The organism is Trinickia sp. NRRL B-1857 (genome assembly GCF_050470685.1).
Taxonomy (GTDB): domain Bacteria; phylum Pseudomonadota; class Gammaproteobacteria; order Burkholderiales; family Burkholderiaceae; genus Trinickia.
Map to the genome: position 1 here is coordinate 3,274,768 of NZ_JBFLUK010000001.1, position 21,990 is coordinate 3,296,757.

The following is a 21,990-nucleotide window of genomic DNA, read 5'->3' on the forward strand; positions in this document are numbered from 1 at the left end:
GGGCTCGTGCTTATCGCTCGAGCTTCGTGCGTCCCTCGTCCGGGTCGATGCCATGTTGACGCAATAGTTTGGTGAGGCGGGCTACCCGGAACCAAAGCGCGACGGCAGTCATCGTGACGACGATCGAATATACATTGTCGTTGCCAATCCATCGCGATAGAAAGATCACGCCGCCGACAAATGCTACTGAACATAACAGTAGGAGTCCGCGATCGATGAGCCATGCTTTCATCACTTCAATCCTGTTCCCGCGCGTGCCCGCATCCCGTATGTCTTGCGCTGCGGATACGACGAATCGAACAATTCAGGATGGTGTAGCAAGAATATCTGCATCGGCGCCGACAGCGCGATACCGGATGCGAACATCGCTCGATGCATCCGTGAGGCAGCGCCTGGGCCCGCTTTGCACGCATAAAAAGCGTCACCGGCCACTGCTAGGCATGCCGATCATGCCGCCCAGGTAGTAGGCTCCGTAAAGGGCGCCGACGTACGCGAGCTTTTCGACGGCCTGACCGGCGCCGATCAGTTCCGGAAGCGTCACCTTCATGCCCATTGTCTTTACGATCGCGGCGAGTTGCCCAATCGCGCCAAGCGCGCTCGTTTGTGTCGCGAAAAGGTTCGATGGTGCGGTCAGCCCGATCGCTTCCATATTTTCTTTAAAGACCGGATAAAAGCCGGTTTTACAGATTTGGCCCATATGCTCTCTCTCGTATTTTTGTGAGTGACGCCATCGATGGCCCGTAGGGGCAATACCGCGCGACCGTGAGCATATCACTGAGAAAGAGGAGCATGACGGTGCAGTCCGGTTGTTGGGCGAAGCGCTACGCACCGCGCGCATGCTCAATGCATGCCGCCGCGGGAACCGCTCGACGCGGATGCGGCGTGCTCGCCCGCTCCATCCATGAAAAGCCCGACCATTTGCGCGAACTCCTCTTGCAGCCCGAGCTTCGGCTGCATGAGCCAGCGCATCAACGTTCCTAGATACAAATGGTGAAACCAAGTCGTTAGCTGCGTCGTAGAGAAACGTTTCGTCACTTCTCCGGCCGCCTGTGCCTCCGCAATCAACGTATGCCATAGCTGCGTGATGTCGCCGCGGTCGGGATCGGCGCGCGCCGGCGTTTGGGAGGGCGCTTCGCCGAGCGACAAGAAGCGATGGCGCAGATAAGCGGCGAGGTGAGCTGGGTGTCGCGCGCACCAATCGGCTGAAGCATCGAGTTCGGCCGATATACGAGAGACGAAGCCGCGCCGTCGCTGCAACTCGGGCGCCAACCGTTCCAAATCGCGCTTCAGTTCGACCTCGAGCCAATGCGCGAGCAATGCTTCCTTGGTCGGGAAGTGGTTGTAGAGCGTGCGTTTGGCCACATCGGCCTCCTGCGCGATCTGCTCCATCGTGACCGTGCCATACGGCTGGCTCTCGAATAGGCGTCCGGCTACCCCGACCAGATGGGCGACCATCTGCAAGCGCTTGCGCTCCCGGCGTCCCGTGTCCTCGACAGTTGTCATGCGTGATATTCTCTGAAAAAATGCACGACGTGCATTAATATACATCGTATTCTTTTAATCCGCGGCGCGGTCCGCGACAAGCGGGGCGACGACAAACCATGAAATTTACCGTAGCAACGTATGGCACAGAAGGCGATACGCGGCCGCTCGCGGCACTTTGCCGAGGATTGATCGACGCGGGACACGAGGCTTGCATCTTGGCGGACGGCGCGACCTTGCACTCGGCTGACGCGCTCGGCGTGCCGTCCAAGGCGCTTTCGGGCGACATCAGGCAAGCGTTGATGCCGGGCGAAACGTTGGGTTCGATCGTCGGCAGGCGCAGCGGCGCGCAGGCCACGGCGAAAGCGCTTGCGGTAATCGCGAACGCCAATACGGCGGCTTGGATGCGCGAGGTCAAGGAGGCGGCGCAAGGTAGCGATGCGATCGTCATGTCCGCGCTTGCATCGTTTGTCGGCTTATCCGTCGCCGAGTATTTGAGGATTCCGGCGATCGGCGCGTCGATGATACCGATCACCCCGACTCGCGCGTTCGCTTCGCCGTTTTTGCGGCCCGGGGCGGTGCCCGGTTTCATGCATCGCATGAGCCATACTTTCGTCAACGGCATGATTTGGCGCGCCTTTCGCCGGGCAACGAATGCAGCGCGCGTCGACGTGTGCTCGCTCGCGCCGCGCCGCCACAATTGGACCGATCATCCGATCTTGTACGGCGTGTCGCGCACGTTGCTGCCGCAACCGGCCGATTGGCCGTCTCAGGCGATGGTCTGCGGACAATGGGCTGCATCGCTGGATGATGGCGCGAGGTGGTCGCCCCCCGATGCGTTGTCTTCATTTTTAGAGGCCGGAGAGCCGCCGATCTATATCGGGTTCGGCAGCATGGCCGGGTTCGATCGGGAGCGATTGATGTCGGCGTTGATCGAGGCGATCGGCGGGCGCCGCGCGTTGTTCTACCCGGGGTGGAGCGGTATCGATGCTACGCGGCTGCCCGCTAACTTTTTTGTCGTCGGCCAGACGTCGCATGCTTGGTTGTTTCCACGTGTGGCGCTCGTGATGCATCACGGCGGCGCGGGTACGACGCATTCGGCGACGCGCTCAGGCAAACCGTCTGTCGTAGTACCGTTTGCGGGCGATCAATGCTTTTGGGCGGATCGATTGCATCGGCTCGGCGCGGCGGCCCCGGCGGTCGACGGCAATGCGCCTACGGCGTCGGCGTTCGAACGTGCTATCGGCTTCGGCTTGCTGAACTCGACGCAGGCGCGTGCGCGCGAGTTGGGGGAGGCGATGCGGCAAGAAGACGGCGTGCGTACGGCGGTTGCGGCGATCGAGCGGTTGGCGGCTGCTGGGCAAGAGCTCAGGAGCGTGGGGATTTGCCCCGTCAATGCGCATGCGTAGTGTCGGTATTCTCGGCGCTTGCCGGTACCGCAGGGACCAACGCGATGTGGCTGACCAGACTTTCTTTCGTCGAGGCGGGCACGCTCTATTCCGTCGCTGCGCCTACTGCTCGCGCGAGCCGTCCTGACGCTCTAATCGCCTCGCTCAAAAGCGTTTGCCAATCGTCCGGCGGGCGCTTGTTATCGAGCATCTTACTGAACATCTTGTAGGCATCGCTAGCAGAGCCATATGCCCGCTTCGTCTGATCATCGTTGACCCAACCGAAGACGATGATTCGACTTGGCTTGTGATAACGGAAAAACAAACGATATTGCTGGAAAAATTTGGCGCGGAACCAATGTTTTCTGTCATCGCCTCGTGTCCCGCCTTGCCGGTAGCCCTCATTTTCCGGATCTTGTGGAATGACAGTGAACGTTAGCTTTTCGATAGCCGCTAGCCGTTTCGCCGCATTCCTTTGGGAATACTCTCGCGGAAACTTTTCTTTCAGCGCTTCGACTTCGTTGTAGAGCGATTCGAACTGGTCCAGAAAGCAGGGATGAGCATAGATGCTCCACCCGTTCGCATTCACTTCAAACGTCTCGGCCGTCTTCGTCATTCATCGTCCGGCGAAAGCGGGGCGTCAAGGTCGATCTCAACGTCTTTGGTCAATGCTCGCACGCGCCGCACGAACTCAGCGGGAAACGAGCGAAGCGTTTCGGGGTGCGCTTCCATATCTCGAGCAAGAAAGGCCAGGAACGGGCCGAATGCCGGATCCTCCTCCTCGGCGGAAGCTCGCTCCATGATCACTTCACCGGTCGGTTTGATCCGGTAATGGATCTTATCCCTCTTATCCAGCCTGAGAAATCGCCGGACGATTTCCGGCACCGTCGTTTGGTAGCGGTCTGTCAGCGAAGACTCGGCTTCGAAGAAATCGGCGTCGTCCGGGAGCGCGTAAGACATGTCCCTCTCCTTCGTGTAGAGGCAAACATGGTAATGCAATCGCATTGTTTGGTCAATGCGATTGCATTACCTGGTCTGGATGGTCGAAAAATGCAAAAACCCCGCATGGCGCGGGGTTTGGCATGACGTCGATTCTTCCGAACCGGCGCGGTGCAAGGCGAGGGTGATTCCCCTCGCCCCGTACTTAGACGTTGAACAAGAAGTTCATTACGTCGCCGTCGTGCACCACATACTCCTTGCCTTCGGCGCGCATCTTGCCGGCTTCCTTCGCGCCTTGCTCACCCTTGTAGGTGACGAAATCGTCGAACGAGATCGTCTGGGCCCGAATGAAGCCGCGCTCGAAATCGGTGTGGATGACGCCGGCCGCTTGCGGTGCGGTATCGCCGATATGAATCGTCCACGCGCGCACTTCCTTCACGCCGGCCGTGAAATAGGTTTGCAGGCCGAGCAGCTTGAAGCCCGCGCGGATCACGCGGTTCAGGCCCGGTTCGTCCATGCCCATATCGGCCAGGAAGACTTCCTTATCTTCGTCCGCGAGGTCGGCGATTTCCGCCTCGATCGCTGCGCACACGGCGACGACCGGCGATTTCTCGGCTTCGGCGTATTTGCGTACGGCGTCGAGATGCGGATTGTTTTCGAACCCGTCTTCCTTGACGTTCGCCACGTACATCGTCGGCTTGGCCGTGATGAGGCAGAACGGTTTGAGGAGCGCGGCTTCCTCGTCGGACAGGTCGAGCGCACGAATGGGCTTGGCGCCATCCAGTTGGGCGCGTGCCTTTTCGAGCACGGCGGCCAGTTTGACCGCCTCCTTGTCGTTGCCCGACTTCGCGGCCTTGGCGTAACGCGTGAGCGACTTCTCGACCGTCGCCAGATCGGCGAGCGCCAGTTCGGTGTTGATGACTTCGATATCCGACAGCGGATCGACCTTACCGGCGACGTGGATCACGTTTTCGTCTTCGAAGCAGCGGACGACGTGCGTGATCGCATCGGTTTCGCGAATGTTCGCCAGGAATTGGTTGCCGAGCCCTTCACCCTTGCTCGCGCCGGCGACGAGACCGGCGATGTCGACGAACTCGACGACGGCCGGCAAGATCCGCTCGGGTTTGACGATGTCGGCGAGTGCCTTCAGTCGCGCGTCGGGCACTTCGACCACGCCGACGTTCGGCTCGATCGTGCAGAAGGGATAGTTTTCAGCGGCGATGCCCGCTTTGGTCAAGGCGTTGAACAGGGTGGACTTGCCGACGTTGGGCAAGCCGACGATGCCGCATTTGAGGCTCATGCAAAGACCTTGTATATCGACGGTTTGCGGCTAGGCGTCGGGTCTGTTGATCTCCGGCTGGGATCGGAGAGCGACGGCCGCAAGGTGAATTCGGGGACGAGACAAACGGGATGACCGGCGCGTTCGCGCGACGACCCTATACCCGGATGTACTCCATAAGCCGCAATTGTAACGCGTTCGCAGGCCCGGAACGGCAGGAGGTCCCGGCCGCGTCTTGCGGGTAGGGCGCAGTTCACGTCAGAGCAAGCATCGTCGATACCTAGGCATTCCACCCGACGCAACGGCGGACCCATCGGAGTGCTGCGCCTTGTTCGTGCTTGGCCGGCACCGATCGCATGGAAGTCGGCTTCAAACCGGTGCGGCGCTTGCTCCTTAGCGAAGTTCTCGATGCTAAACTTGACCACATGCGCGCGCAGATGCACCGACAGTCGTCTTTCGATCATGGGGCCGGCATGCAAGGAACTGGCGAGGATCTTCGGACCGCACAAGCTAGCCCAGGTCGTTTTTTCTGGCGTCGGCTGCGGTTCAATCCGCTCGCGCCGCCCGCCGTCGTCGTCGGTGCGCTGATCACCGCGTGCTTCATGGTCACGCTGTGCGGCGTGGCGCTCTACCAATCGCGCGACGACGCCTTTGCACGCGCGAGCGAGACATCGCGCAATGTCGCTGTGATCGCCGAGCGCGACATCCTGCGAAACTTCGAGCTTTATTCGCTTTCGTTGCAAGCGGTTATCGACGGCGTGCGCGATCCCGAAATCATGGCGCTGCCTGCCCGCGTGCGCCGAGAGGTGCTGTTCGATCGAGCAGCGTCCGCCAGCTACCTCGGTTCTATGCTGGTGCTCGATTCGACCGGACGCATTGCGCTCGACTCGCTAAGCGATACGCCGCCCTCCTTAAGCTTTGGCGACCGGCGCTACTTCACTATTCAACGAGACAACCCGAATGTCGGGCTCTATGTCAGCGATCCGTACACGTCTCGGCTGCGCAGCGGCTCGCCCAGTATCGCCTTGAGCCGTCGTATCTCGGCGCGCGACGGTTCGTTCGAAGGCATCGCGATGGTGGCGATACAGCTTGCCTACTTTCACGACTTATTCTCGGGGCTGCAACTCGGCGGCCAGGGCTCGATAGCGTTGATTCGCGACGACGGGATGATGGTGATGCGTCAGCCCTTCGATCCGGAGATCATCGGACGCAATATCGGCAAGGCCAGCACTTTCCGAAAATTTCTCTCCGCGCGCGAGGGCACGTTTTCCGACACGTCGACGATCGACGGCGTTCGTCGGCTCTATTACTTCAAGCACCTGAACGGTCTGCCGCTCATCATCATGGTGGCGCAGGGCGAGTCGGACATCTATGCGGCTTGGACGCGTCGCGCCCTCATCATCGGATCGCTGATGGCGACGTTCGCTGTCGCCTTCGTCGTGCTGGCCGCGGTGTTGGCCGCGCAGCTACGCCGCCGGATGAGGGCCGAAAGCGAATTGGCGTTGCTGGCGCGCATCGACGGACTCACCGGATTGAACAACCGTCGCACGCTCGGCGAGATTCTCGATGCCGAGTGGCGCCGGGCCCGGCGCACGCGCAACGTCTTTTCCTTGCTGTTCGTCGATGTCGATCGCTTCAAGGCCTACAACGATGCCTATGGCCACCAGGCCGGCGACGACGCCCTGGCCGCGGTCGCGCGATGCATCGGCGACAACATTCGCCGGCCGGCCGACAGCGCCGCGCGCTACGGCGGCGAGGAGTTTCTCGTCGTGCTGCCCGATACGGCCCCGCAAGGGGCGCTCGCCATTGCCGAAAACATTCGAGCCGCGATCAGCAATCTCGGTATCGAACATGCGGCCAGCGAGCACGGGCGCGTTACGGCGAGTATCGGCGCGGCAGCGTGGACGCCCGAAACCGATGACGACGTCACCGAGGTCATACGCGCCGCGGATCGCGCGCTATACGACGCAAAGGCGACCGGGCGCAACAAGGTCTCCGTGTGCGACGTGCATCTGGCGCTCGCCTCGGCCGCCGGGGTCCAGGAGTAGCGGCTACATCGCGAGAGGCGCGGCGTATCTGTTCCATGACGGCAGGATTTGATTTCGAATTGTCCTGAAAGGCGATTTCGGCATGCGGCCGCTTATCCGACAATAAGCATCCGGCAACGGCCGTCATATTCGCATCTACGAAGGACAACCGATGAACGTCATAGAAAGCCGCCGATTCACGGCGCAGCGCGCCTGGGGCGCGCTCGACATCGCCACCATGGGCGAAATCTCAGTGCGCTTGCATTGGACCGACAAGCCCTACGAATGGCATGTCAACGACGGAGAGGAAGTGTTTGCCGTCATGGACGGGCAAGTGCGCATGGATTTCCGCGAAGGCGAAGAAGTGCGGTCGGTCCTCATGAACGTCGGCGATATCTTTTTCGCATCGGTGGGCACCGAGCACGTGGCGCATCCGGTCGGCGAGGCGCGCGTGCTGGTCATCGAGAAGCAAGGCAGCGTTTGAGTCCGACGGGGCCCCGCACCGATCGCTCGGAGCGAGGCCCGCGGCAGCGGGAGTCAGCCGCCTGACGAGACGTCAGTGACCGCCCGCGACGGTGATGCCGGGCGGGGGCTTGATGCCGAAGTCTTGGAGCGTGCTGGTGAAGAACTGGATGGCATAGTCCTGATCGCTCTTATCGGTCGGCCATTTCTGCTCGAAGTCCTTCAACTGAGTCGCCATGATGTCGGCTTGATGCGGCGTGAGCGTATTGAGCCAGGAGACCATGTCTGAGTCGGACAGGTGCGCGTTCTTGAAATAGCCGGCCAAGAACGGGCCCGCGCTCGGTGCGTTCGTACTGAACGAAAACGAGTGCTTGGCCAATTGCTCGGCGACGTCCGAATGCACGCCCATCGCTTCGAGCAGCGCCTGATCGCTGCCGTCGAACTTGTGCGAATGCGATTCGGCGTTGCCGATCGTGTAGATCCCGGCCCCGACGAGCATCAGCGCAGCCCCGACGCCGGTCCACCCGAGCGCGCCGGCCCCCAAGCCGAGGAACGCGCCGTCCACGCCGACCACGCCCGCATCGACGGCTGCGCCCGTGAGAAACGCGGCATCGCCGAGCGCGCTGACCGTATCGCCCGTGCCGCGCAGGTAATTCGCGGCGGAGCCTCCTTGCGTGTAGTAATAGATGGCGTTCGAGGTATCGACGCCCAGGTACAAGCCATCGACCGTATCTTTCGCCATCGTACCGAGCACGCCGTTCAACGCGGTCTTCATCGTGTCGTTCAAGCCCGATGCCAGCACGCGGTCCTGCTGTTGCGAAATGAGCTTCTGGAGCGCCGTGTTGCCCGAGTAGGGGCGCACGGTGTCGAGGTTGCTCGGCAATACCGCGTTCAGCGATTGCGTTGCGCCGAAGAACAAGTGCGGACCGACATAGCTGCCGTCTTGAATGAGGTTGCCGATGTTGTGCGGCTCACCGGCGAACGCCTGCATCAGAAACTGACCGTTGGCGAGGAATAAGCTGCCGCTGACGCCCTTGTTGAAGCGCTCGGCCAGGTTCACCACCCAGCTTTGTGCCGCAGCTCCGTCGCTCGTGAAGAGCTTCGACTTGATGGCATCGGGGATCAGATTGCTCTTGCTCAGATTGCTGATCGTATTCGGATTGAGCTCTAGATATGCCTTGCTCGCTTGATAGGCGGCGTTGCGCGTCGAGCGCATGAGCCAGAGCATGTTCGTCGGCGGCGCATTGCCCGAGGTCTGCGCCGTGCCCGCACTCGTGGTCGATTGCATTTGCGGCGAGCTGTCGAGCGCCGAAAGGACGCTTTTCGACGACGTATGAAGCGTCGGATTCGTATAACGACCGTTGCTGACGTTCACGTTGAAGCCTTCGACGCCATTCAAGTCGGGCGAGAATGCAGCGATCGCCGTGCGCATGCCGTTCAGGCTTTCTTGCTGGGCCAAATCGGCGAGGCCGTCGTCGTTGAGCGTCTTCGCTTGCGTCGGGTTGTCCTGAAGCATCTTTTGCAGATACTTGCTTTGCTCGGCCGGCGAGCTGTTGCCGCCGAAGTCGTGAAAGCCGTAGGCGAAGAACGCGGCGTCCTGATCGGTTTTGCTCGTGAGGTCCTTGCTGTGGGCCGAAAACTGATCCATCCCGATGCGGGTGCCGTCGATCGCCGCGGATTGCACCTCGGGACGATTCGCTGTGCCGGCCTGGGCTGCGACGGCCAATCCCAGTGCGATGTTGCCGCTCGATGCCGCGCCCGTGAAGATCTTCGTCGCCGCCGAAGGATCCTCCATCAATTGCGGCTGCTGGTTCATCTTGTCGTAGACGGAGATGACCGAGTCGGCGATCGATTTGACGGCTTGGGTCCCCGAGCCGACCGTTCCCGAGTCGGCCTCGACGCTGTGCTGGCACGCCGCGGCGAGGTCGTTCATCATCTGCTTGGACGAATCGTCCTCCCAATTCGCTTGTTGCAGGCTCTGTTTGACGTCCGCCTGGATCGTCTTGTCCGACATGATTTGCGCGACCTGGCCCGGCAATGCCGTGGCCGGATCCGTGATCTTGTTCAGCAGCGCCATCGCCGCTGCGCCGCCGTGCTGCTTGAGGGCGGCGTCCACCTGATTGACGGGATCGGTAACGAGAACTTGCTGCTCGGCCTGTACGACGCCCGCGCGCACGGCTTGCGCGAACTTCGGGTCTCCGCCCGCGTAGGTGGCATAGACAGTGCCACGGGCCATCATGTCGCCGAGCGCATTCGAACCGGTGTCTTTGCCCACCGTCGCGGCAACTTGCTGTGCGGTGAGCTGTTGCACAGTCGACCAATCGCCTCTGGCGGCCGCTTGCTGAATCTTGCCGATTTGGTCGGCGGTGCGTCCTTGCGCGTCCAGCCTAGCGCTGTAAAGCGCCGTGGCCGTTTGCACGGCGCTCTGGAAATCTTTGTCGTCGGGCGCCCGCGCCGAAATCGACTGCGCAAGCGCTTTCACGTCGGGCACCGCTTGTTGCGTCCCCGCGTAATCGAGTTCGTCCTCGATCGTGCCGGCGAGCGCGACGGTCTTGTTCGCCTTGTCGTCCGCGCTGCTGGCGTGCTCCACATCGGACAGTTGAGTGCGTTCTTTCTCGAGATCGTCCAATCGGGTCGAGTCGAGAATCGTGACCTGCTGCCCGTTCGGGATCTTATAGACCGCGTCCTGCGGATTGGCCGGGCGCGTGCCGAACGCTTTTCGGTCCAGATATGGCGTCGCGGCCAAATTCTGATCGAGCGTGCCGGGCAGCCCCGTTACGCCGTTCTGCTCATAAATGCTCCATGCCGAGCCCGTCGAAGATTCGGGACAGTGGATGGTGTACGTCTTCAAGCCGAGTTCGGGTGAGCCGGGTGCGAACGTGACGGCCGGCGTGTTGACGGTCGGGATCGACGAGGCCTGCGTGGCGCCGTTCTGCCCGACGATATCCACGGGCAGCGCCGCCGTGTTCGAACTCCAGACCGGTGCCGTTTTCGACGTTTTGCCTTGGTCGACGGTCTGCGCACCCAGTACGAGGTTGCCGTCGTCTTGCATGACGAGCGAAGGATTTACGCGTCCGCTGGTTTTCGTTTCCCAGACGACGTCATTGCCCTTCATGACCTGCAAGTCGCCGCCGGCGTCTAGCCGGACGGCCTGCGCGCCGCTGCCGGACGTATTGGACGACCAGAGCGAGTTGCCGTTTGCTACGTCGTACAGCACGAGATTGCCGTCTTTCTGCATCTCGAGTTCGTACTGGCCGTTGGCCGAACGGATCGCCTCACCGGCCTTTAGCGTCTGGCCGGCGGCGAGTTGCGCGGCGATGACTTTGGCGTCGGGTATCGCGGGCTTGCTTGGGGTGGTGCTCGGCTGAGCGGTCGTCTGCGGTTTGGGCGTCGCCCCCGGCGGTTGTGGGACAGGCCCCGGCGCAGGGCTCGGGGTAGGGGTCGGATAGTCCACCGGAAAGACCATTGTGCCTCCGAATACGGCTCGATACCGCGCCGCGGGTCGTTTAAGGGGGCGGATCGAGCAGGTTGACGGGAGTTTCGGGTTTATCCATAACTATCCGACATTGAAAGCCTTCGTAAGCAAGCGTGTTTCGTAGTCGGTCCGCGCTGGCGGCGCGCGACGGTGCGCTGGTCCTACGGGGAGGTGCAGCCCGAGGCGTATCGTCGCAGCGCGGCCTCGGCGGATGCCGGCGCGTGCCATACGAGGCGGCGGTTTGCGGCGCGCGGCTATAATTGCCCCCCATGACCGCCCATCATCAGACGTTCCATGTTGCCGTCGTCGGCGGCGGCCTCGTCGGCAAAAGCGCCGCGCTGGCGCTCGCTCAAGCGGGGCTGCGCGTTGCGCTAGTCGCGCAGCCGGCTGCGCCGCGCCCGGCCGACGTCCCGTTCGACGCCCGCATCTACGCGCTTTCCGCTAGCTCTCAGGCGCTGCTCGAGCGGCTGCGCATCTGGCAAGCACTCGACCATGACCGGCTCGCTCCTGTCTACGACATGCGCGTCTTCGGCGACGCGCTCTCAGAGCTGCATTTCTCGGCGTTCCAATCGGCCGTGCCCCAACTCGCCTGGATCGCCGAGTCTTCGCTGATCGAGCACGCGCTCGACGCCGCGTTGCGTTTCCAGCCGCAGGTGAGCTGGCTCGATACACGGGCGCAAGGCCTCGACGTCAAGCCCGACGTGGCCTGCCTCGCGCTCGCGAACGGCCGGGTCCTCGAGGCCGATCTCGTCGTCGGCGCGGACGGCGCACATTCTTGGGTGCGCGCGCAGATCGGCGCGCACGTGACGCGCCGCGATTACCGGCAAACGGGTGTCGTCGCCAATTTCAAGGCCGAGAAGCCACATGGTGAGACGGCATATCAATGGTTCGTCGGCGGCGAGATCGTCGCGCTGTTGCCGCTGCCCGACGCTCATGTATCGTTAGTGTGGTCGGCGCAAACCGATCACGCCCGCGAGCTGCTTGCGCTTGCCCCCGCACAACTCGAGGCGGCCGTCGAGCAAGCCACGCATGGCCGGCTCGGCGCCCTCGATTGCGTCGGGCCCGCGCACGGATTTCCGCTCGCGCGCCAGTCGGTCGATCGGTTGATCGCGCCGCGCGTCGCGCTCGTCGGCGATGCCGCGCATTTGATCCATCCGCTCGCCGGCCAAGGGATGAACCTCGGCTTGCGCGACGTCGCGGCGCTGGCCGAAGTGATCGCGAAGAAGGAAGCCTTCCGCGATCTCGGCGATCCGGTGCTGCTGCGTCGCTATGAGCGCGCGCGGCGGGAGGACATCGGAGCGCTGACCGTCGCAACCGACGGCTTGCAGCGCTTGTTTTCCGTACCGGGCGTGCTGGCGCGGTCGGTGCGCAACGCGGGGATGTCTTTCGTCGGCGCGCAACCGCTCGTCAAGCGCTGGCTCGTCTCGGCTGCGCTCGGATAATAGGAAGGACGTGCCCCGGCGCCGATGTGCCGGGCGCAACACGCCGCAACCGCGTACCTTATCGATTCACTCATGCGCCGCCGCTTGTGCGCGGCCCTGGAACCCAACGACACCGCAAGGACACTGTCATGCCCAACGTCATGCGAATCGCAGCCGGCGCGGCGTTTGCCGCCGCCGTCTTGCTTGGCTGCACGGCCCACGCCGATCAAACGACCGACAAGCTCAAGTCGACGCTGCAAGCGCGTTTGCCCGAAGTACAGATCAAGAGCATCACGAAGGCCCCGATTCCGGGGCTATATGAAGTCAATCTGGGCAGCCAGATGATCTACTCGGATGCGTCCGGCGATTACGTGATCGCGGGCGAGCTCGTCGACACGAAAACGCGCGCCAATTTGAGCGAAGCGCGTCTGTCCGAATTGAACAAGATCGACTTCGCGAGCCTCCCGCTCGATCGCGCGGTCAAGGTCGTGAAAGGCAACGGCAGCCGCCGCATCGCCGTGTTCTCCGATCCGAACTGCCCGTATTGCAAACAGTTGGAAACGACGTTGAAGTCGGTCGACAACGTCACCGTCTATACGTTCCTGTATCCGGTCCTGTCGCCCGATTCGCTCGTCAAGTCCAAGGCGATCTGGTGCTCGGGCGATCGCGCGAAGGCCTGGGAGGCTTGGATGCTCAATCGCCAAGCGCCCGCCAGCGCCGCTGCGAATTGCGACACGTCCGTACTCGATAAGAACCTCGCGCTGGGGCACGGGCTGAACGTGACCGGCACGCCGACGATCATCTTGTCCGACGGACGCCGGTTGCCCGGTGCCGTATCGGCCGGCGACCTCAACGATGCGCTGACGAGCGCGCACTGAGCGCGAGGCACGCCTCGGCCAAGCAAAAGGCACTAAGCACCTAGGCACCCAGGCTCTATTTTTATTCCAACAACCCTGCTCGAGACTACGCGCCACCTGATGAAGCCCACCCGCTACGCCATCGTTCCCAAGCACCCCGCCGCTCATTTGTTCGAAGTCACGCTGACGCTGGCCGATCCCGATCCGGCCGGTCAGCGTTTCACGTTGCCGACGTGGATTCCGGGCAGTTATTTGGTGCGCGAGTTCGCGCGCAATATCGTGACGCTTGCCGCGTTCAACGAGGCGGGTCGCAAGGTACGCATCGAAAAGACCGATAAGCAGACCTGGCAAGCCGCGCCCGTCAAAGGCGGCGTGCTGACGCTGCGTTACGAGGTCTATGCCTGGGATTTATCGGTGCGCACCGCGCACTTGGACGATACGACGGGGTTCTTCAACGGCTCGAGCGTGTTCTTGTTGCCGGCCGGTAGGGAAGAGGCGCCTTGCGTCGTCGATATTCAAAAGCCGGCGGGCGCGGCCTACGGCGATTGGCGCGTAGCGACGGCGCTTCCCGAGGCGCGCGGCACGAAGCGTTACGGCTTCGGCGAATACCGCGCGAACGACTATGACGAGCTCGTCGATCATCCCGTGACGCTCGGGCGATTCGCGCTCACAACGTTCAAAGCGCACGGCGTACCGCACGACATCGTCATCGCCGGCCGCACGGTGTCCGTCGATATGGATCGTCTTGCGGCCGATCTGAAGCGCATTTGCGAAGCACAGATCGCCTTGTTCGAGCCGCGTTCGAAAAAGGCTCCCGTCGATCGATACGTGTTCATGACTCAGGCGGTCAGCGAAGGCTATGGCGGGCTCGAGCACCGCGCATCGACGGCGCTCATCTGCAATCGCACCGATTTGCCCGTCCTCGGGCGGCCTGAAATGTCGGAAGGCTATCGAACGTATCTCGGCCTGTGCAGCCACGAGTATTTCCATACTTGGAACGTCAAGCGCATCAAGCCGGCGGCATTTGCCCCGTACGATCTTTCGCGCGAAAACTACACGTCGCTGCTCTGGCTGTTCGAGGGTTTCACGTCGTATTACGACGACTTGATGCTCGTGCGTAGCGGCGCGATCACCGAAGCGGACTATTACACGCTCGTCGGCAAGACTGTCGGCGGCGTGCTGCGCGGCAGCGGTCGCCTGAAGCAAACCGTCGCCGAAAGCTCGTTCGACGCTTGGATCAAGTATTACCGCCAGGACGAGAATGCGCCGAACGCGATCGTCAGCTATTACCAGAAGGGCTCGCTCGTGGCGTTGGCCTTCGATCTCGCCATTCGTGCGCGTACCGATCACCGCAAGTCGCTCGACGACGTCATGCGCTTGCTCTGGCAGCGTTATGGCCGCTCGTTCTACAGCGGCAAGATGGCCGGCGTCGGCGAGGACGAGGTGGAGTCGCTGATCGCCGAGGCGACCGGCGTCGAGCTGGGCGCTCTGTTCCAAGAAGCGGTCCACGGTACCCGCGATTTGCCGCTCGAGGCGTTGCTGGCGCCGTTCGGCGCGACGCTCGAGCCGCAATGGGGCAATGCGAACGGCAACGGTCGGAACGGGCAGGGCGCAGCCGATCCGAAGCGCGGCGGCAAGCCTTCCCTGGGCGTGCGCCTGCGGCCCGGCGCGGAGTGCGCGCTGGCGGCGGTGCATGACGGCAGCGCGGCGCAGAAAGCAGGCTTGTCGGCTGGCGACGTGCTGATTGCCGTCGATGGCCTGCGCGTGACCGGCTCGAACCTCGATACGCTGCTCTCGCGCTACTTGCCCGGGGCGACCGTCGAAGTCCATGCCTTCCGGCGCGACGAGTTGCGCACGGCGCGCGTCAAGCTCGATGGGCCGGAGGTGACGCGCTACAAGCTGGCCGCCGCCGAGGAAAAACGCGGTGCGCCGACGCGGCGCGCGCGGGAGCGTTGGCTGCACGGCTAACGGCCAAGGCTGGAAGCCCCGCCCTTGGCCTTCAGCCGGGGCGGGCGACGATCGTCGGCGGTTCGGCCCGCAAACCGAGGCCGGTTGAACGAGGGCGGCGGGGCGAAGCCGAGAGATGGGCGGACCGATCGTTCTATCGCTGCAACAATCCGTCCTTTTTACCCCACTTTTTCCATGTCGAGTCAATCGCGACAATGGCTTCACTCGCGCAACGCTGCGCAACCCACTTGGAGCCCCGACATGACGACCATCCTTCAACTGAATTCCGCCGCTCGTTCGCAAGGCGCAAACTCGACGCTGCTGGCCAACGAACTGGCCGCCAAGCTGCAACAAGCCAACGAGGGCTCGAAGCTGGTCCGCCGGGACCTCTTGGCCGACGCATTGCCCCACCTCGACGACACCGTGCTCGGCGCCTTCTTCACCCCGGCCGATCAACGTACGCCGGGACAAGCGGCGATCGTCGCGCGCAGCGATGCACTGATCGACGAACTGCAAGCGGCCGATGTGGTCATCATCGGCGCGCCGATGTACAACTTCGGGATTTCGTCGCAACTGAAGACGTATTTCGACTGGATCGCTCGCGCCGGCGTGACGTTCCGCTACACGGCAAACGGCCCCGAAGGGCTCGTGAAGGGCAAGAAGGCGTATATCGTCTCGGCTCGCGGCGGCAAGTACGCCGGCACGCCGAACGACAGCCAAACGCCCCACATCAAGGCGTTCCTCGGCTTGATCGGTATTACCGACGTCGAATTCATCTACGCCGAAGGCTTGAACCTCGGACCCGATGCGGCCAATGCCGCGCTGTCGTCGGCGCGTGAGGCCATCGAGGCCGCCACGGTATAAGCGCCGCGCGCAGCGGCCGACTGGAGAGCGCGACGGCGCGACCGCGCGTCAGCCGTCGACGGTCTCCGGCAGCCGCCAATCGATCGGCGCGCGGCCGTTCGCGACGAGATAGTCGTTGGCGAGCATAAAGTGCCGGCAGCCGAGAAAGCCGCGGTGCGCAGACAGGGGCGACGGATGCGGCGCCTCGAGAACGCAGTGCGGCCGCGCATCGAGTAAAGCGCGCTTGGCCTGAGCATGGGCACCCCAGAGCATGAACACGAGATGCTCGTGCCGATGGGCGAGTTCGCGGATCAACGTGTCGGTGCACGCTTCCCAGCCGCGCTTGGCGTGGCTGGCCGCCTTGCCCTGCTCGACCGTCAATACCGTATTGAGCAGTAGCACCCCTTGCCGGGCCCAGGCGTCGAGACATCCGTGCGCCGGCATCACGTGGCCGAACTCGGCCGCGATTTCCTTGAAGATATTGCGCAGCGAAGGCGGCGGCCTGACCGGCGAAGGCACCGAAAACGCGAGACCGTGCGCTTGCGGGTGGCCTTTGTCGTCGCCGTGGTAAGGATCTTGGCCGACGATGACGACTTTGACGTCGTCGGGACTAGTCAGCCGCAGTGCGCGAAAGACTTCGGCGGGGTAAATCGTTTTGCCTGCCGCGATCTGCTCGTCGACGAATGTACAAAGCGGCCGATAGGCGTCGCTCTCGATGAAGCTGCCCAGGTGCGTGCGCCATTCGGCCGGCAACGCGTCGAATTGCGATTCCAGCGGGGCGCAAAGTCCTTTGGGACCATCGCACAACGGCTCGGTCGACGTTTCGGGCGCCGCGTCGAACAGCGAACGCTGTGCCGAATCGTTGCCGCTGGCCGCGGGCAGGGCATTCCCGCTTACTTTGCGCACAGTCGATAACCTCGCTGAGCCTTGTTGACGTTTTCGGGCGCGAGGCCCGCCACCGCGGCCGACAACTTGCCCGCCAACGCATGCAGCGCGCGCTCGTCGCCTTGCAGCAGTTCCAATTCGATTTCGCTGATGGCGTCGCGGCGAGTTTGCCCGTCCACCGTTGCGGTGACTTCGCCGCGATCGATGGCCGCTTCGATGCGCGCGCCGTCGAATTCGAAACGCCAAAGGCGCCGCGTGAAGCGCGTACGGAATCGCTCGCCAAGCTCGGTCGCCGCAGCGCGCAAAGCGGCGAGCGCTGGCGGGTCGTCGCATACGGCGGCGAGCGCGTCGAACTCGAGCGCTTCACCGGCGACGGCCGTCTCCCATTCGTGTCGGCTGTGCATGCCCCCTTCAGCGGTGCCGGCCGCCTTGAGCGTTTGCAACCAGCCGTCGGGCGTCTTGCGAAGGCGCAGTGCGATCTTCGCGTGGGTCAGCGCAAGCGACGCCGTATCGAAGTAAATATTGTCGAGCGGCACATCGCGCCCCGGCTCGCCGGCGAGGCCGGCGAAGAAGCGGTCGGCCGCATCGGCTTGGTCGGGCGGGAGCGCCAGTTTGATTTCGCGTTCGATGCTCATGCTTCGGTGCGGGGTGGGTAGTCGAGTGCCTGATGCGAGCGCGGATGCGGGCGCGGGCGCTTAGGCGAACATCTGCGCCAGCGCGGCGCCCGGATCGTCGGCCCGCATGAACGCTTCGCCGACGAGGAACGTGTGAACGCCGTTCGCGCGCATGCGTTCGACGTCGGCACGTGCCAAGATACCCGACTCGGTGACGACGATGCGATCGTCGGGCAACGCGTCGAGCATGCCGAGCGTCGTGTCGAGCGACGTCTCGAACGTGCGCAGATTGCGATTGTTGATGCCGATCAGCGGCGTCTTGAGCGTCAGCGCTTGCGTAAGCTCCTCACGATCGTGCACTTCGACGAGCACGGCCAAGCCGAGCGAGTGCGCAAAGGCCTCGAGTTCTTGCATCTGCGTGACGGAGAGGGCGGCGGCGATGAGCAAAATCGCATCGGCGCCCATCGCACGGGCTTCGACGATCTGATACGGATCGATGATGAAGTCCTTGCGCAACACGGGCAGATTGCAGGCCTCGCGGGCTGCTTCGAGATAAGCCGCGCTGCCTTGGAAGAACTGCACGTCGGTGAGCACCGACAAGCATGCGGCGCCGCCGCGCTCGTACGAACGCGCGATCTCGGCGGGCACGAAGTGTTCGCGCAGGACGCCTTTGGACGGGCTCGCTTTCTTGACTTCGGCGATGACGGCGGCCGCGCCCGCTTCGTGCTTGGCGCGCAGCGCGCCGACGAAATCGCGCAAGTCGCGCGACGATGCTTCGAGGCGCAGCTCTTCGAGCGGCGCGCTCAACTCGGCCGCGCGTACTTCCTCGCGCTTGACTGCGATGATCCGTTCGAGAATGTCGCTCATGGAACAAGCCCTTCTAGCTGATCGATAGTGGATGGCGCCGATGCCCGCGACGGCATCAATGCGTGAATTGTTGCGTGAAGCGGACGAGTTCGTCGATCTTCGCGCGCGCCTTGCCCGTCGCGATGGCTTCCCGGGCGATTTCGATGCCGTCGGCGATCGAGGCGACGACGTTCGCCGCATAGAGCGCCGTGCCCGCGTTCAGCGTCACGATTTCGCGCGCCACGCCGGGACGGTTCTCCAGCGCTTGGAGCAGCATCGTCTTCGATTCGTTCGCATCGTTTACCTTCAGCGAACGGTTCGACACCATTTGCAGCCCGAAATCCTCGGGATGGATCTCATACTCGTGCACCTGGCCATCGCGCAATTCGCCGACGAGCGTCGCGGCGCCGAGGGACACCTCGTCCATCCCGTCCTTGCCGTAGACGACGAGCACATGCCTCGCGCCGAGCCGCTGCATGACGCGCACTTGGATCCCGACGAGATCCGGATGAAACACGCCCATCAACTGATTGGGCGCACCGGCGGGATTGGTCAACGGGCCGAGGATGTTGAAGATCGTCCGTACGCCGAGTTCACGGCGCACCGGTGCGATGTTCTTCATCGCCGGATGGTGATTCGGTGCGAACATGAAACCCATGCCCGTTTCGGCGATCGATGCCGCCACCTGTTCCGGTTGCAGATCGATGTTGACCCCGAGTGCCTCGAGTACGTCGGCGCTGCCCGATTTGCTCGATACGCCGCGCCCGCCGTGCTTGGCCACCTTCGCACCTGCCGCCGCGGCGACGAACATTGTCGCCGTGGAGATGTTGAAGGTATTCGCGCCGTCGCCGCCCGTGCCGACGATGTCGACGAAATTGGCGTTATCGGGCACTTCGACGTGACGCGCGAACTCGCGCATGACGGTCGCCGCGGCCGCGATTTCGCCGATCGTTTCCTTCTTCACGCGCAAACCGGTGATGATCGCCGCGGCCATGACGGGCGACATGTCGCCGCGCATGATGAGCCGCATGAGATGCAGCATCTCATCGTGAAAGATCTCGCGGTGTTCGATCGTGCGCTGCAATGCTTCTTGCGGTGTGATGGTCATGGTGCACCCCTGAATCGTTCTGTCGAGCTCGCGACGCACGCGGGTTATGCGCTCGCCGTGCGTGGCGTCAAGCCGCTTGTACCGCCTTCGATGCCTTCAAGAAGTTCTCGAGCAGTGCGTGACCGTGCTCCGAGAGGATCGATTCGGGGTGGAACTGCACGCCTTCGACGGCGAGCGTCTTATGGCGCACTCCCATGATTTCGCCGTCCTCGGTCCATGCCGAGATTTCCAAGCAATCGGGCAGCGACTCGCGCTCGATGGCGAGCGAGTGATAGCGCGTGACGTCGAAGTGCTTGGGCAGATTCGCGAATACGCCTTTGCCGTCGGTTTCGATGCTGCTCACTTTGCCGTGCATGATCGTGCGTGCGCGCACGACGCGCCCGCCGAACGCCTCGCCGATCGCCTGATGTCCGAGGCAGACGCCAAGGATCGGGATCCGACCGGCGAAGTGCCGCAGCACGTCGAGCGTGATGCCCGCGTTTTGCGGATTGCTCGGGCCCGGCGAAAGGCAGATGTGATCGGGTTTCATCGCCGCGATTTCATCGAGCGTGATCTCGTCGTTGCGAAAGGTGCGCACCTCCTCGCCGAGTTCGCCGAAATACTGCACGAGGTTGTAGGTGAACGAATCGTAGTTGTCGATCATCAGCAACATGATGTTTCTCCGCTCAGAAGTCGCTGTCGAGGCCGTCTTGCACTTGTTCGGCTGCGCGCAACACGGCGCGCGCCTTGTTCTCGGTTTCCTGCCATTCGGATTCGGGCACCGAGTCGGCGACGACGCCCGCCGCCGCCTGCACGTACAGATTGCCGTTGTGAATTAGGCCCGTGCGAATCGCGATGGCCAAATCCATCTCGCCCGTGAACGACAAGTAGCCGACCGCGCCGCCGTACAGGCCGCGCTTGACGGGTTCGAGTTCGTCGATCAATTCCATCGCACGCACCTTGGGCGCGCCCGACAAGGTGCCGGCCGGGAACGTCGCGCGCAGGACGTCGAAGTTCGTCATCCCCGGCTTGAGCTTGCCTTCGACCGAACTCACGATGTGCTGCACATGCGAGTACTTCTCGATGATCATCTTGTCGGTGACGGCAACCGAGCCCGTTTGCGCGATGCGGCCCACGTCGTTGCGTGCCAAGTCGATCAGCATCACGTGCTCGGCGATTTCCTTCGGATCGTTCAACAGTTCGGTGGCGAGTTCCGCATCGCGCTCGGGCGTGTTGCCCCGGGGGCGCGTACCGGCCAGCGGGCGGATCGTGACGATGCGATCGTCGCCGCGCTTTTCCTGACGCACGAGAATTTCGGGCGATGCGCCCACTACGTGGAATTCGCCGAAGTTGTAGTAATACATGTACGGCGACGGATTGAGCGAGCGTAGCGCTCGATACAGCGAAAGCGGATTGTCGCGATACGGCTTGATCAGACGCTGGCCGACCTGCACCTGCATGAGCTCGCCGGCGGCGATGTATTCCTTCGCGCGGCGCACCGCGTTCAGGTAGTCCTCGCGCGCGAATTCTCGGTAGGTCTCGGTGCGAACGCTCGGCGACGTAACGGGCGGCTGCACCGTCGAGCGCAGGCGTTGGCGCAACTCGCGAAGACGCTGCTTGGCGCGCGCATAGGCTTCGGGCACTTGCGGGTCGGCGTACACGATCAAATAGAGCTTGCCGGCCAAATTGTCGATGACGGCAACTTCCTCGGTCAGCAGCAATTGAATATCGGGCAGCTCGAGATCGTCGGGCGGCGCGCTATGTGCGAGCTTCTTTTCGATATAGCGGACCGCGTCGTATCCGAAGTATCCGGCCAGACCGCCGCAAAAACGCGGCAATCCCGCGCGCTGGGCGACTTTGAAGCGGGCTTGGAATTGAGCGATGAACTCGAACGGATCGCCCTCGTGCGTCTCGACGACTTGACCGTCGCGCACGACTTCGTTGACGCCGCCTTTCGTGCGCACGAGCGTGCGCGCCGGCAGCCCGATGAACGAATAGCGGCCGAAACGCTCGCCGCCGACGACCGATTCGAGCAGAAACGAGTTCGCGCCGCCGCGTTCGGGCTGCGCGAGCTTGAGATAGAGCGATAGCGGCGTTTCGAGATCGGCGAGCGCTTCGGCGATCAGCGGGATGCGGTTGTAACCCTCGCTGGCGAGGGACTGGAATTCGAGTTCGGTCATGTTCTGATCCTGTACGAACAGCCGACGCATGCGTTGCTCATCGGCGAGCGAAGCGAAGCGGACGGCGAGCCGTGAGCGCACGGGCGCAGCGACGGTCAACAAACGGCGCGTGCGAGTGTTTCGACGATACGGCGAATAGTGCGCGAATGCGCGGCGAAATCAAAAAACGACGCCAAAGACGAGCTTCAGCGTACCTCGAAAGAGGTTAGCGTGACGAGCGACGCCAGGGCCAGGCTCCCCGGTCTATGCTGCTCGGAC

The 21,990-nt window shown here is 63.0% G+C and carries 21 protein-coding genes; 7 read left to right on the forward strand and 14 right to left on the reverse strand.

Features of this window, described 5'->3' with window-relative positions; genetic code table 11:
* Nucleotides 1-10: 10 nt before the first annotated feature.
* From AB1286_RS14625 to AB1286_RS14640, 4 genes are all read right to left on the reverse strand, one after another.
* Nucleotides 11-232 carry a hypothetical protein gene (locus AB1286_RS14625; protein WP_430363946.1) on the reverse strand — a complete coding sequence of 74 codons (222 nt, stop codon included), beginning with the start codon at nucleotides 230-232 and terminating at the stop codon, nucleotides 11-13.
* Nucleotides 232-366, reverse strand: a complete 135-nt coding sequence (locus AB1286_RS14630) for a hypothetical protein (RefSeq protein ID WP_430363947.1) — start codon at nucleotides 364-366, stop codon at nucleotides 232-234. Before AB1286_RS14630 ends, AB1286_RS14625 begins: the two co-directional genes overlap by 1 nt.
* A gap of 55 nt (nucleotides 367-421) precedes the next feature.
* Nucleotides 422-697 carry a hypothetical protein gene (locus AB1286_RS14635; RefSeq protein WP_430363948.1) on the reverse strand — a complete coding sequence of 92 codons (276 nt, stop codon included), beginning with the start codon at nucleotides 695-697 and terminating at the stop codon, nucleotides 422-424.
* Between the two features lie 143 nt (nucleotides 698-840).
* Nucleotides 841-1,503, reverse strand: a complete 663-nt coding sequence (locus AB1286_RS14640) for a TetR/AcrR family transcriptional regulator (RefSeq protein WP_430363949.1) — start codon at nucleotides 1,501-1,503, stop codon at nucleotides 841-843.
* A gap of 98 nt (nucleotides 1,504-1,601) precedes the next feature.
* On the opposite strand from AB1286_RS14640, the gene AB1286_RS14645 reads away from it, so the two are divergent.
* Nucleotides 1,602-2,891, forward strand: coding sequence for a glycosyltransferase (locus tag AB1286_RS14645; RefSeq protein ID WP_430363950.1), 1,290 nt, complete (start codon nucleotides 1,602-1,604; stop codon nucleotides 2,889-2,891).
* A gap of 85 nt (nucleotides 2,892-2,976) precedes the next feature.
* Here AB1286_RS14645 and AB1286_RS14650 read toward each other — a convergent pair whose 3' ends face one another.
* The 3 genes from AB1286_RS14650 to ychF all read right to left on the reverse strand — a co-directional run bounded on the left by AB1286_RS14650 (nucleotide 2,977) and on the right by ychF (nucleotide 5,109).
* Nucleotides 2,977-3,486 carry a type II toxin-antitoxin system YhaV family toxin gene (locus AB1286_RS14650; protein WP_430363951.1) on the reverse strand — a complete coding sequence of 170 codons (510 nt, stop codon included), beginning with the start codon at nucleotides 3,484-3,486 and terminating at the stop codon, nucleotides 2,977-2,979.
* Nucleotides 3,483-3,830 (reverse strand): type II toxin-antitoxin system PrlF family antitoxin, encoded by a 348-nt coding sequence (locus AB1286_RS14655; RefSeq protein WP_430365070.1) that lies wholly within the window; start codon nucleotides 3,828-3,830, stop codon nucleotides 3,483-3,485. Before AB1286_RS14655 ends, AB1286_RS14650 begins: the two co-directional genes overlap by 4 nt.
* A 184-nt stretch (nucleotides 3,831-4,014) precedes the next feature.
* Nucleotides 4,015-5,109: a redox-regulated ATPase YchF gene (gene ychF, locus AB1286_RS14660; protein WP_430363952.1), complete on the reverse strand. Its 1,095-nt coding sequence runs from the start codon at nucleotides 5,107-5,109 to the stop codon at nucleotides 4,015-4,017.
* A gap of 518 nt (nucleotides 5,110-5,627) precedes the next feature.
* Here ychF and AB1286_RS14665 point away from each other — a divergent pair.
* On the forward strand, nucleotides 5,628-7,136 hold the full coding sequence (locus AB1286_RS14665; protein WP_430365071.1) for a sensor domain-containing diguanylate cyclase: 1,509 nt from the start codon (nucleotides 5,628-5,630) through the stop codon (nucleotides 7,134-7,136).
* 151 nt (nucleotides 7,137-7,287) lie between these two features.
* Nucleotides 7,288-7,599, forward strand: a complete 312-nt coding sequence (locus tag AB1286_RS14670) for a cupin (protein ID WP_430363953.1) — start codon at nucleotides 7,288-7,290, stop codon at nucleotides 7,597-7,599.
* A 72-nt stretch (nucleotides 7,600-7,671) separates the two neighbouring features.
* Here the strand turns inward: AB1286_RS14670 and AB1286_RS14675 are convergent, their stop codons facing one another.
* Nucleotides 7,672-11,043 carry a hypothetical protein gene (locus tag AB1286_RS14675; protein WP_430363954.1) on the reverse strand — a complete coding sequence of 1,124 codons (3,372 nt, stop codon included), beginning with the start codon at nucleotides 11,041-11,043 and terminating at the stop codon, nucleotides 7,672-7,674.
* A 278-nt stretch (nucleotides 11,044-11,321) separates the two neighbouring features.
* Between AB1286_RS14675 and AB1286_RS14680 the strand changes: the two genes are divergently transcribed.
* From AB1286_RS14680 to AB1286_RS14695, 4 genes are all read left to right on the forward strand, one after another.
* Nucleotides 11,322-12,494 (forward strand): UbiH/UbiF family hydroxylase, encoded by a 1,173-nt coding sequence (locus tag AB1286_RS14680; RefSeq protein WP_430363955.1) that lies wholly within the window; start codon nucleotides 11,322-11,324, stop codon nucleotides 12,492-12,494.
* Between the two features lie 128 nt (nucleotides 12,495-12,622).
* The gene (locus AB1286_RS14685; protein WP_430363956.1) at nucleotides 12,623-13,351 is read left to right on the forward strand and encodes a DsbC family protein; all 729 of its coding nucleotides are present in this window, start codon (nucleotides 12,623-12,625) and stop codon (nucleotides 13,349-13,351) included.
* A 99-nt stretch (nucleotides 13,352-13,450) separates the two neighbouring features.
* On the forward strand, nucleotides 13,451-15,298 hold the full coding sequence (locus tag AB1286_RS14690) for a M61 family metallopeptidase (protein WP_430363957.1): 1,848 nt from the start codon (nucleotides 13,451-13,453) through the stop codon (nucleotides 15,296-15,298).
* 240 nt (nucleotides 15,299-15,538) lie between these two features.
* Nucleotides 15,539-16,141 carry an FMN-dependent NADH-azoreductase gene (locus AB1286_RS14695; RefSeq protein ID WP_430363958.1) on the forward strand — a complete coding sequence of 201 codons (603 nt, stop codon included), beginning with the start codon at nucleotides 15,539-15,541 and terminating at the stop codon, nucleotides 16,139-16,141.
* A gap of 48 nt (nucleotides 16,142-16,189) precedes the next feature.
* Here AB1286_RS14695 and AB1286_RS14700 read toward each other — a convergent pair whose 3' ends face one another.
* The 6 genes from AB1286_RS14700 to trpE all read right to left on the reverse strand — a co-directional run bounded on the left by AB1286_RS14700 (nucleotide 16,190) and on the right by trpE (nucleotide 21,732).
* Nucleotides 16,190-16,927, reverse strand: coding sequence for a uracil-DNA glycosylase (locus tag AB1286_RS14700; RefSeq protein WP_430365072.1), 738 nt, complete (start codon nucleotides 16,925-16,927; stop codon nucleotides 16,190-16,192).
* Nucleotides 16,928-17,013: 86 nt separating this feature from the next.
* Nucleotides 17,014-17,640 carry a CYTH domain-containing protein gene (locus AB1286_RS14705; protein ID WP_430363959.1) on the reverse strand — a complete coding sequence of 209 codons (627 nt, stop codon included), beginning with the start codon at nucleotides 17,638-17,640 and terminating at the stop codon, nucleotides 17,014-17,016.
* A 60-nt stretch (nucleotides 17,641-17,700) separates the two neighbouring features.
* The gene (trpC, locus tag AB1286_RS14710; RefSeq protein WP_430363960.1) at nucleotides 17,701-18,486 is read right to left on the reverse strand and encodes an indole-3-glycerol phosphate synthase TrpC; all 786 of its coding nucleotides are present in this window, start codon (nucleotides 18,484-18,486) and stop codon (nucleotides 17,701-17,703) included.
* A 55-nt stretch (nucleotides 18,487-18,541) separates the two neighbouring features.
* Nucleotides 18,542-19,573 carry an anthranilate phosphoribosyltransferase gene (trpD, locus tag AB1286_RS14715; protein ID WP_430363961.1) on the reverse strand — a complete coding sequence of 344 codons (1,032 nt, stop codon included), beginning with the start codon at nucleotides 19,571-19,573 and terminating at the stop codon, nucleotides 18,542-18,544.
* 67 nt (nucleotides 19,574-19,640) lie between these two features.
* A complete protein-coding gene (locus tag AB1286_RS14720; RefSeq protein ID WP_430363962.1) occupies nucleotides 19,641-20,225 on the reverse strand; it encodes an anthranilate synthase component II in 585 nt (194 codons plus the stop codon).
* 13 nt (nucleotides 20,226-20,238) lie between these two features.
* Nucleotides 20,239-21,732 carry an anthranilate synthase component I gene (gene trpE / locus AB1286_RS14725; protein WP_430363963.1) on the reverse strand — a complete coding sequence of 498 codons (1,494 nt, stop codon included), beginning with the start codon at nucleotides 21,730-21,732 and terminating at the stop codon, nucleotides 20,239-20,241.
* Between the last annotated feature and the right edge of the window lie 258 nt (nucleotides 21,733-21,990).

Bases quoted from the DNA above. Each gene is read 5' to 3' on its own strand.
- AB1286_RS14670 (WP_430363953.1), top strand. From the start codon at position 7,288: ATGAACGTCATAGAAAGCCGCCGATTCACGGCGCAGCGCGCCTGGGGC.
- AB1286_RS14720 (WP_430363962.1), bottom strand. From the start codon at position 20,225: ATGTTGCTGATGATCGACAACTACGATTCGTTCACCTACAACCTCGTG.
- AB1286_RS14630 (WP_430363947.1), bottom strand. From the start codon at position 366: ATGTTCGCATCCGGTATCGCGCTGTCGGCGCCGATGCAGATATTCTTG.
- AB1286_RS14695 (WP_430363958.1), top strand. From the start codon at position 15,539: ATGACGACCATCCTTCAACTGAATTCCGCCGCTCGTTCGCAAGGCGCA.
- AB1286_RS14655 (WP_430365070.1), bottom strand. From the start codon at position 3,830: ATGTCTTACGCGCTCCCGGACGACGCCGATTTCTTCGAAGCCGAGTCT.
- AB1286_RS14685 (WP_430363956.1), top strand. From the start codon at position 12,623: ATGCCCAACGTCATGCGAATCGCAGCCGGCGCGGCGTTTGCCGCCGCC.
- AB1286_RS14645 (WP_430363950.1), top strand. From the start codon at position 1,602: ATGAAATTTACCGTAGCAACGTATGGCACAGAAGGCGATACGCGGCCG.
- trpD (WP_430363961.1), bottom strand. From the start codon at position 19,573: ATGACCATCACACCGCAAGAAGCATTGCAGCGCACGATCGAACACCGC.
- AB1286_RS14690 (WP_430363957.1), top strand. From the start codon at position 13,451: ATGAAGCCCACCCGCTACGCCATCGTTCCCAAGCACCCCGCCGCTCAT.
- AB1286_RS14650 (WP_430363951.1), bottom strand. From the start codon at position 3,486: ATGACGAAGACGGCCGAGACGTTTGAAGTGAATGCGAACGGGTGGAGC.
- AB1286_RS14680 (WP_430363955.1), top strand. From the start codon at position 11,322: ATGACCGCCCATCATCAGACGTTCCATGTTGCCGTCGTCGGCGGCGGC.
- ychF (WP_430363952.1), bottom strand. From the start codon at position 5,109: ATGAGCCTCAAATGCGGCATCGTCGGCTTGCCCAACGTCGGCAAGTCC.
- AB1286_RS14675 (WP_430363954.1), bottom strand. From the start codon at position 11,043: ATGGTCTTTCCGGTGGACTATCCGACCCCTACCCCGAGCCCTGCGCCG.
- AB1286_RS14625 (WP_430363946.1), bottom strand. From the start codon at position 232: ATGAAAGCATGGCTCATCGATCGCGGACTCCTACTGTTATGTTCAGTA.
- AB1286_RS14635 (WP_430363948.1), bottom strand. From the start codon at position 697: ATGGGCCAAATCTGTAAAACCGGCTTTTATCCGGTCTTTAAAGAAAAT.
- AB1286_RS14640 (WP_430363949.1), bottom strand. From the start codon at position 1,503: ATGACAACTGTCGAGGACACGGGACGCCGGGAGCGCAAGCGCTTGCAG.
- trpC (WP_430363960.1), bottom strand. From the start codon at position 18,486: ATGAGCGACATTCTCGAACGGATCATCGCAGTCAAGCGCGAGGAAGTA.
- trpE (WP_430363963.1), bottom strand. From the start codon at position 21,732: ATGACCGAACTCGAATTCCAGTCCCTCGCCAGCGAGGGTTACAACCGC.
- AB1286_RS14705 (WP_430363959.1), bottom strand. From the start codon at position 17,640: ATGAGCATCGAACGCGAAATCAAACTGGCGCTCCCGCCCGACCAAGCC.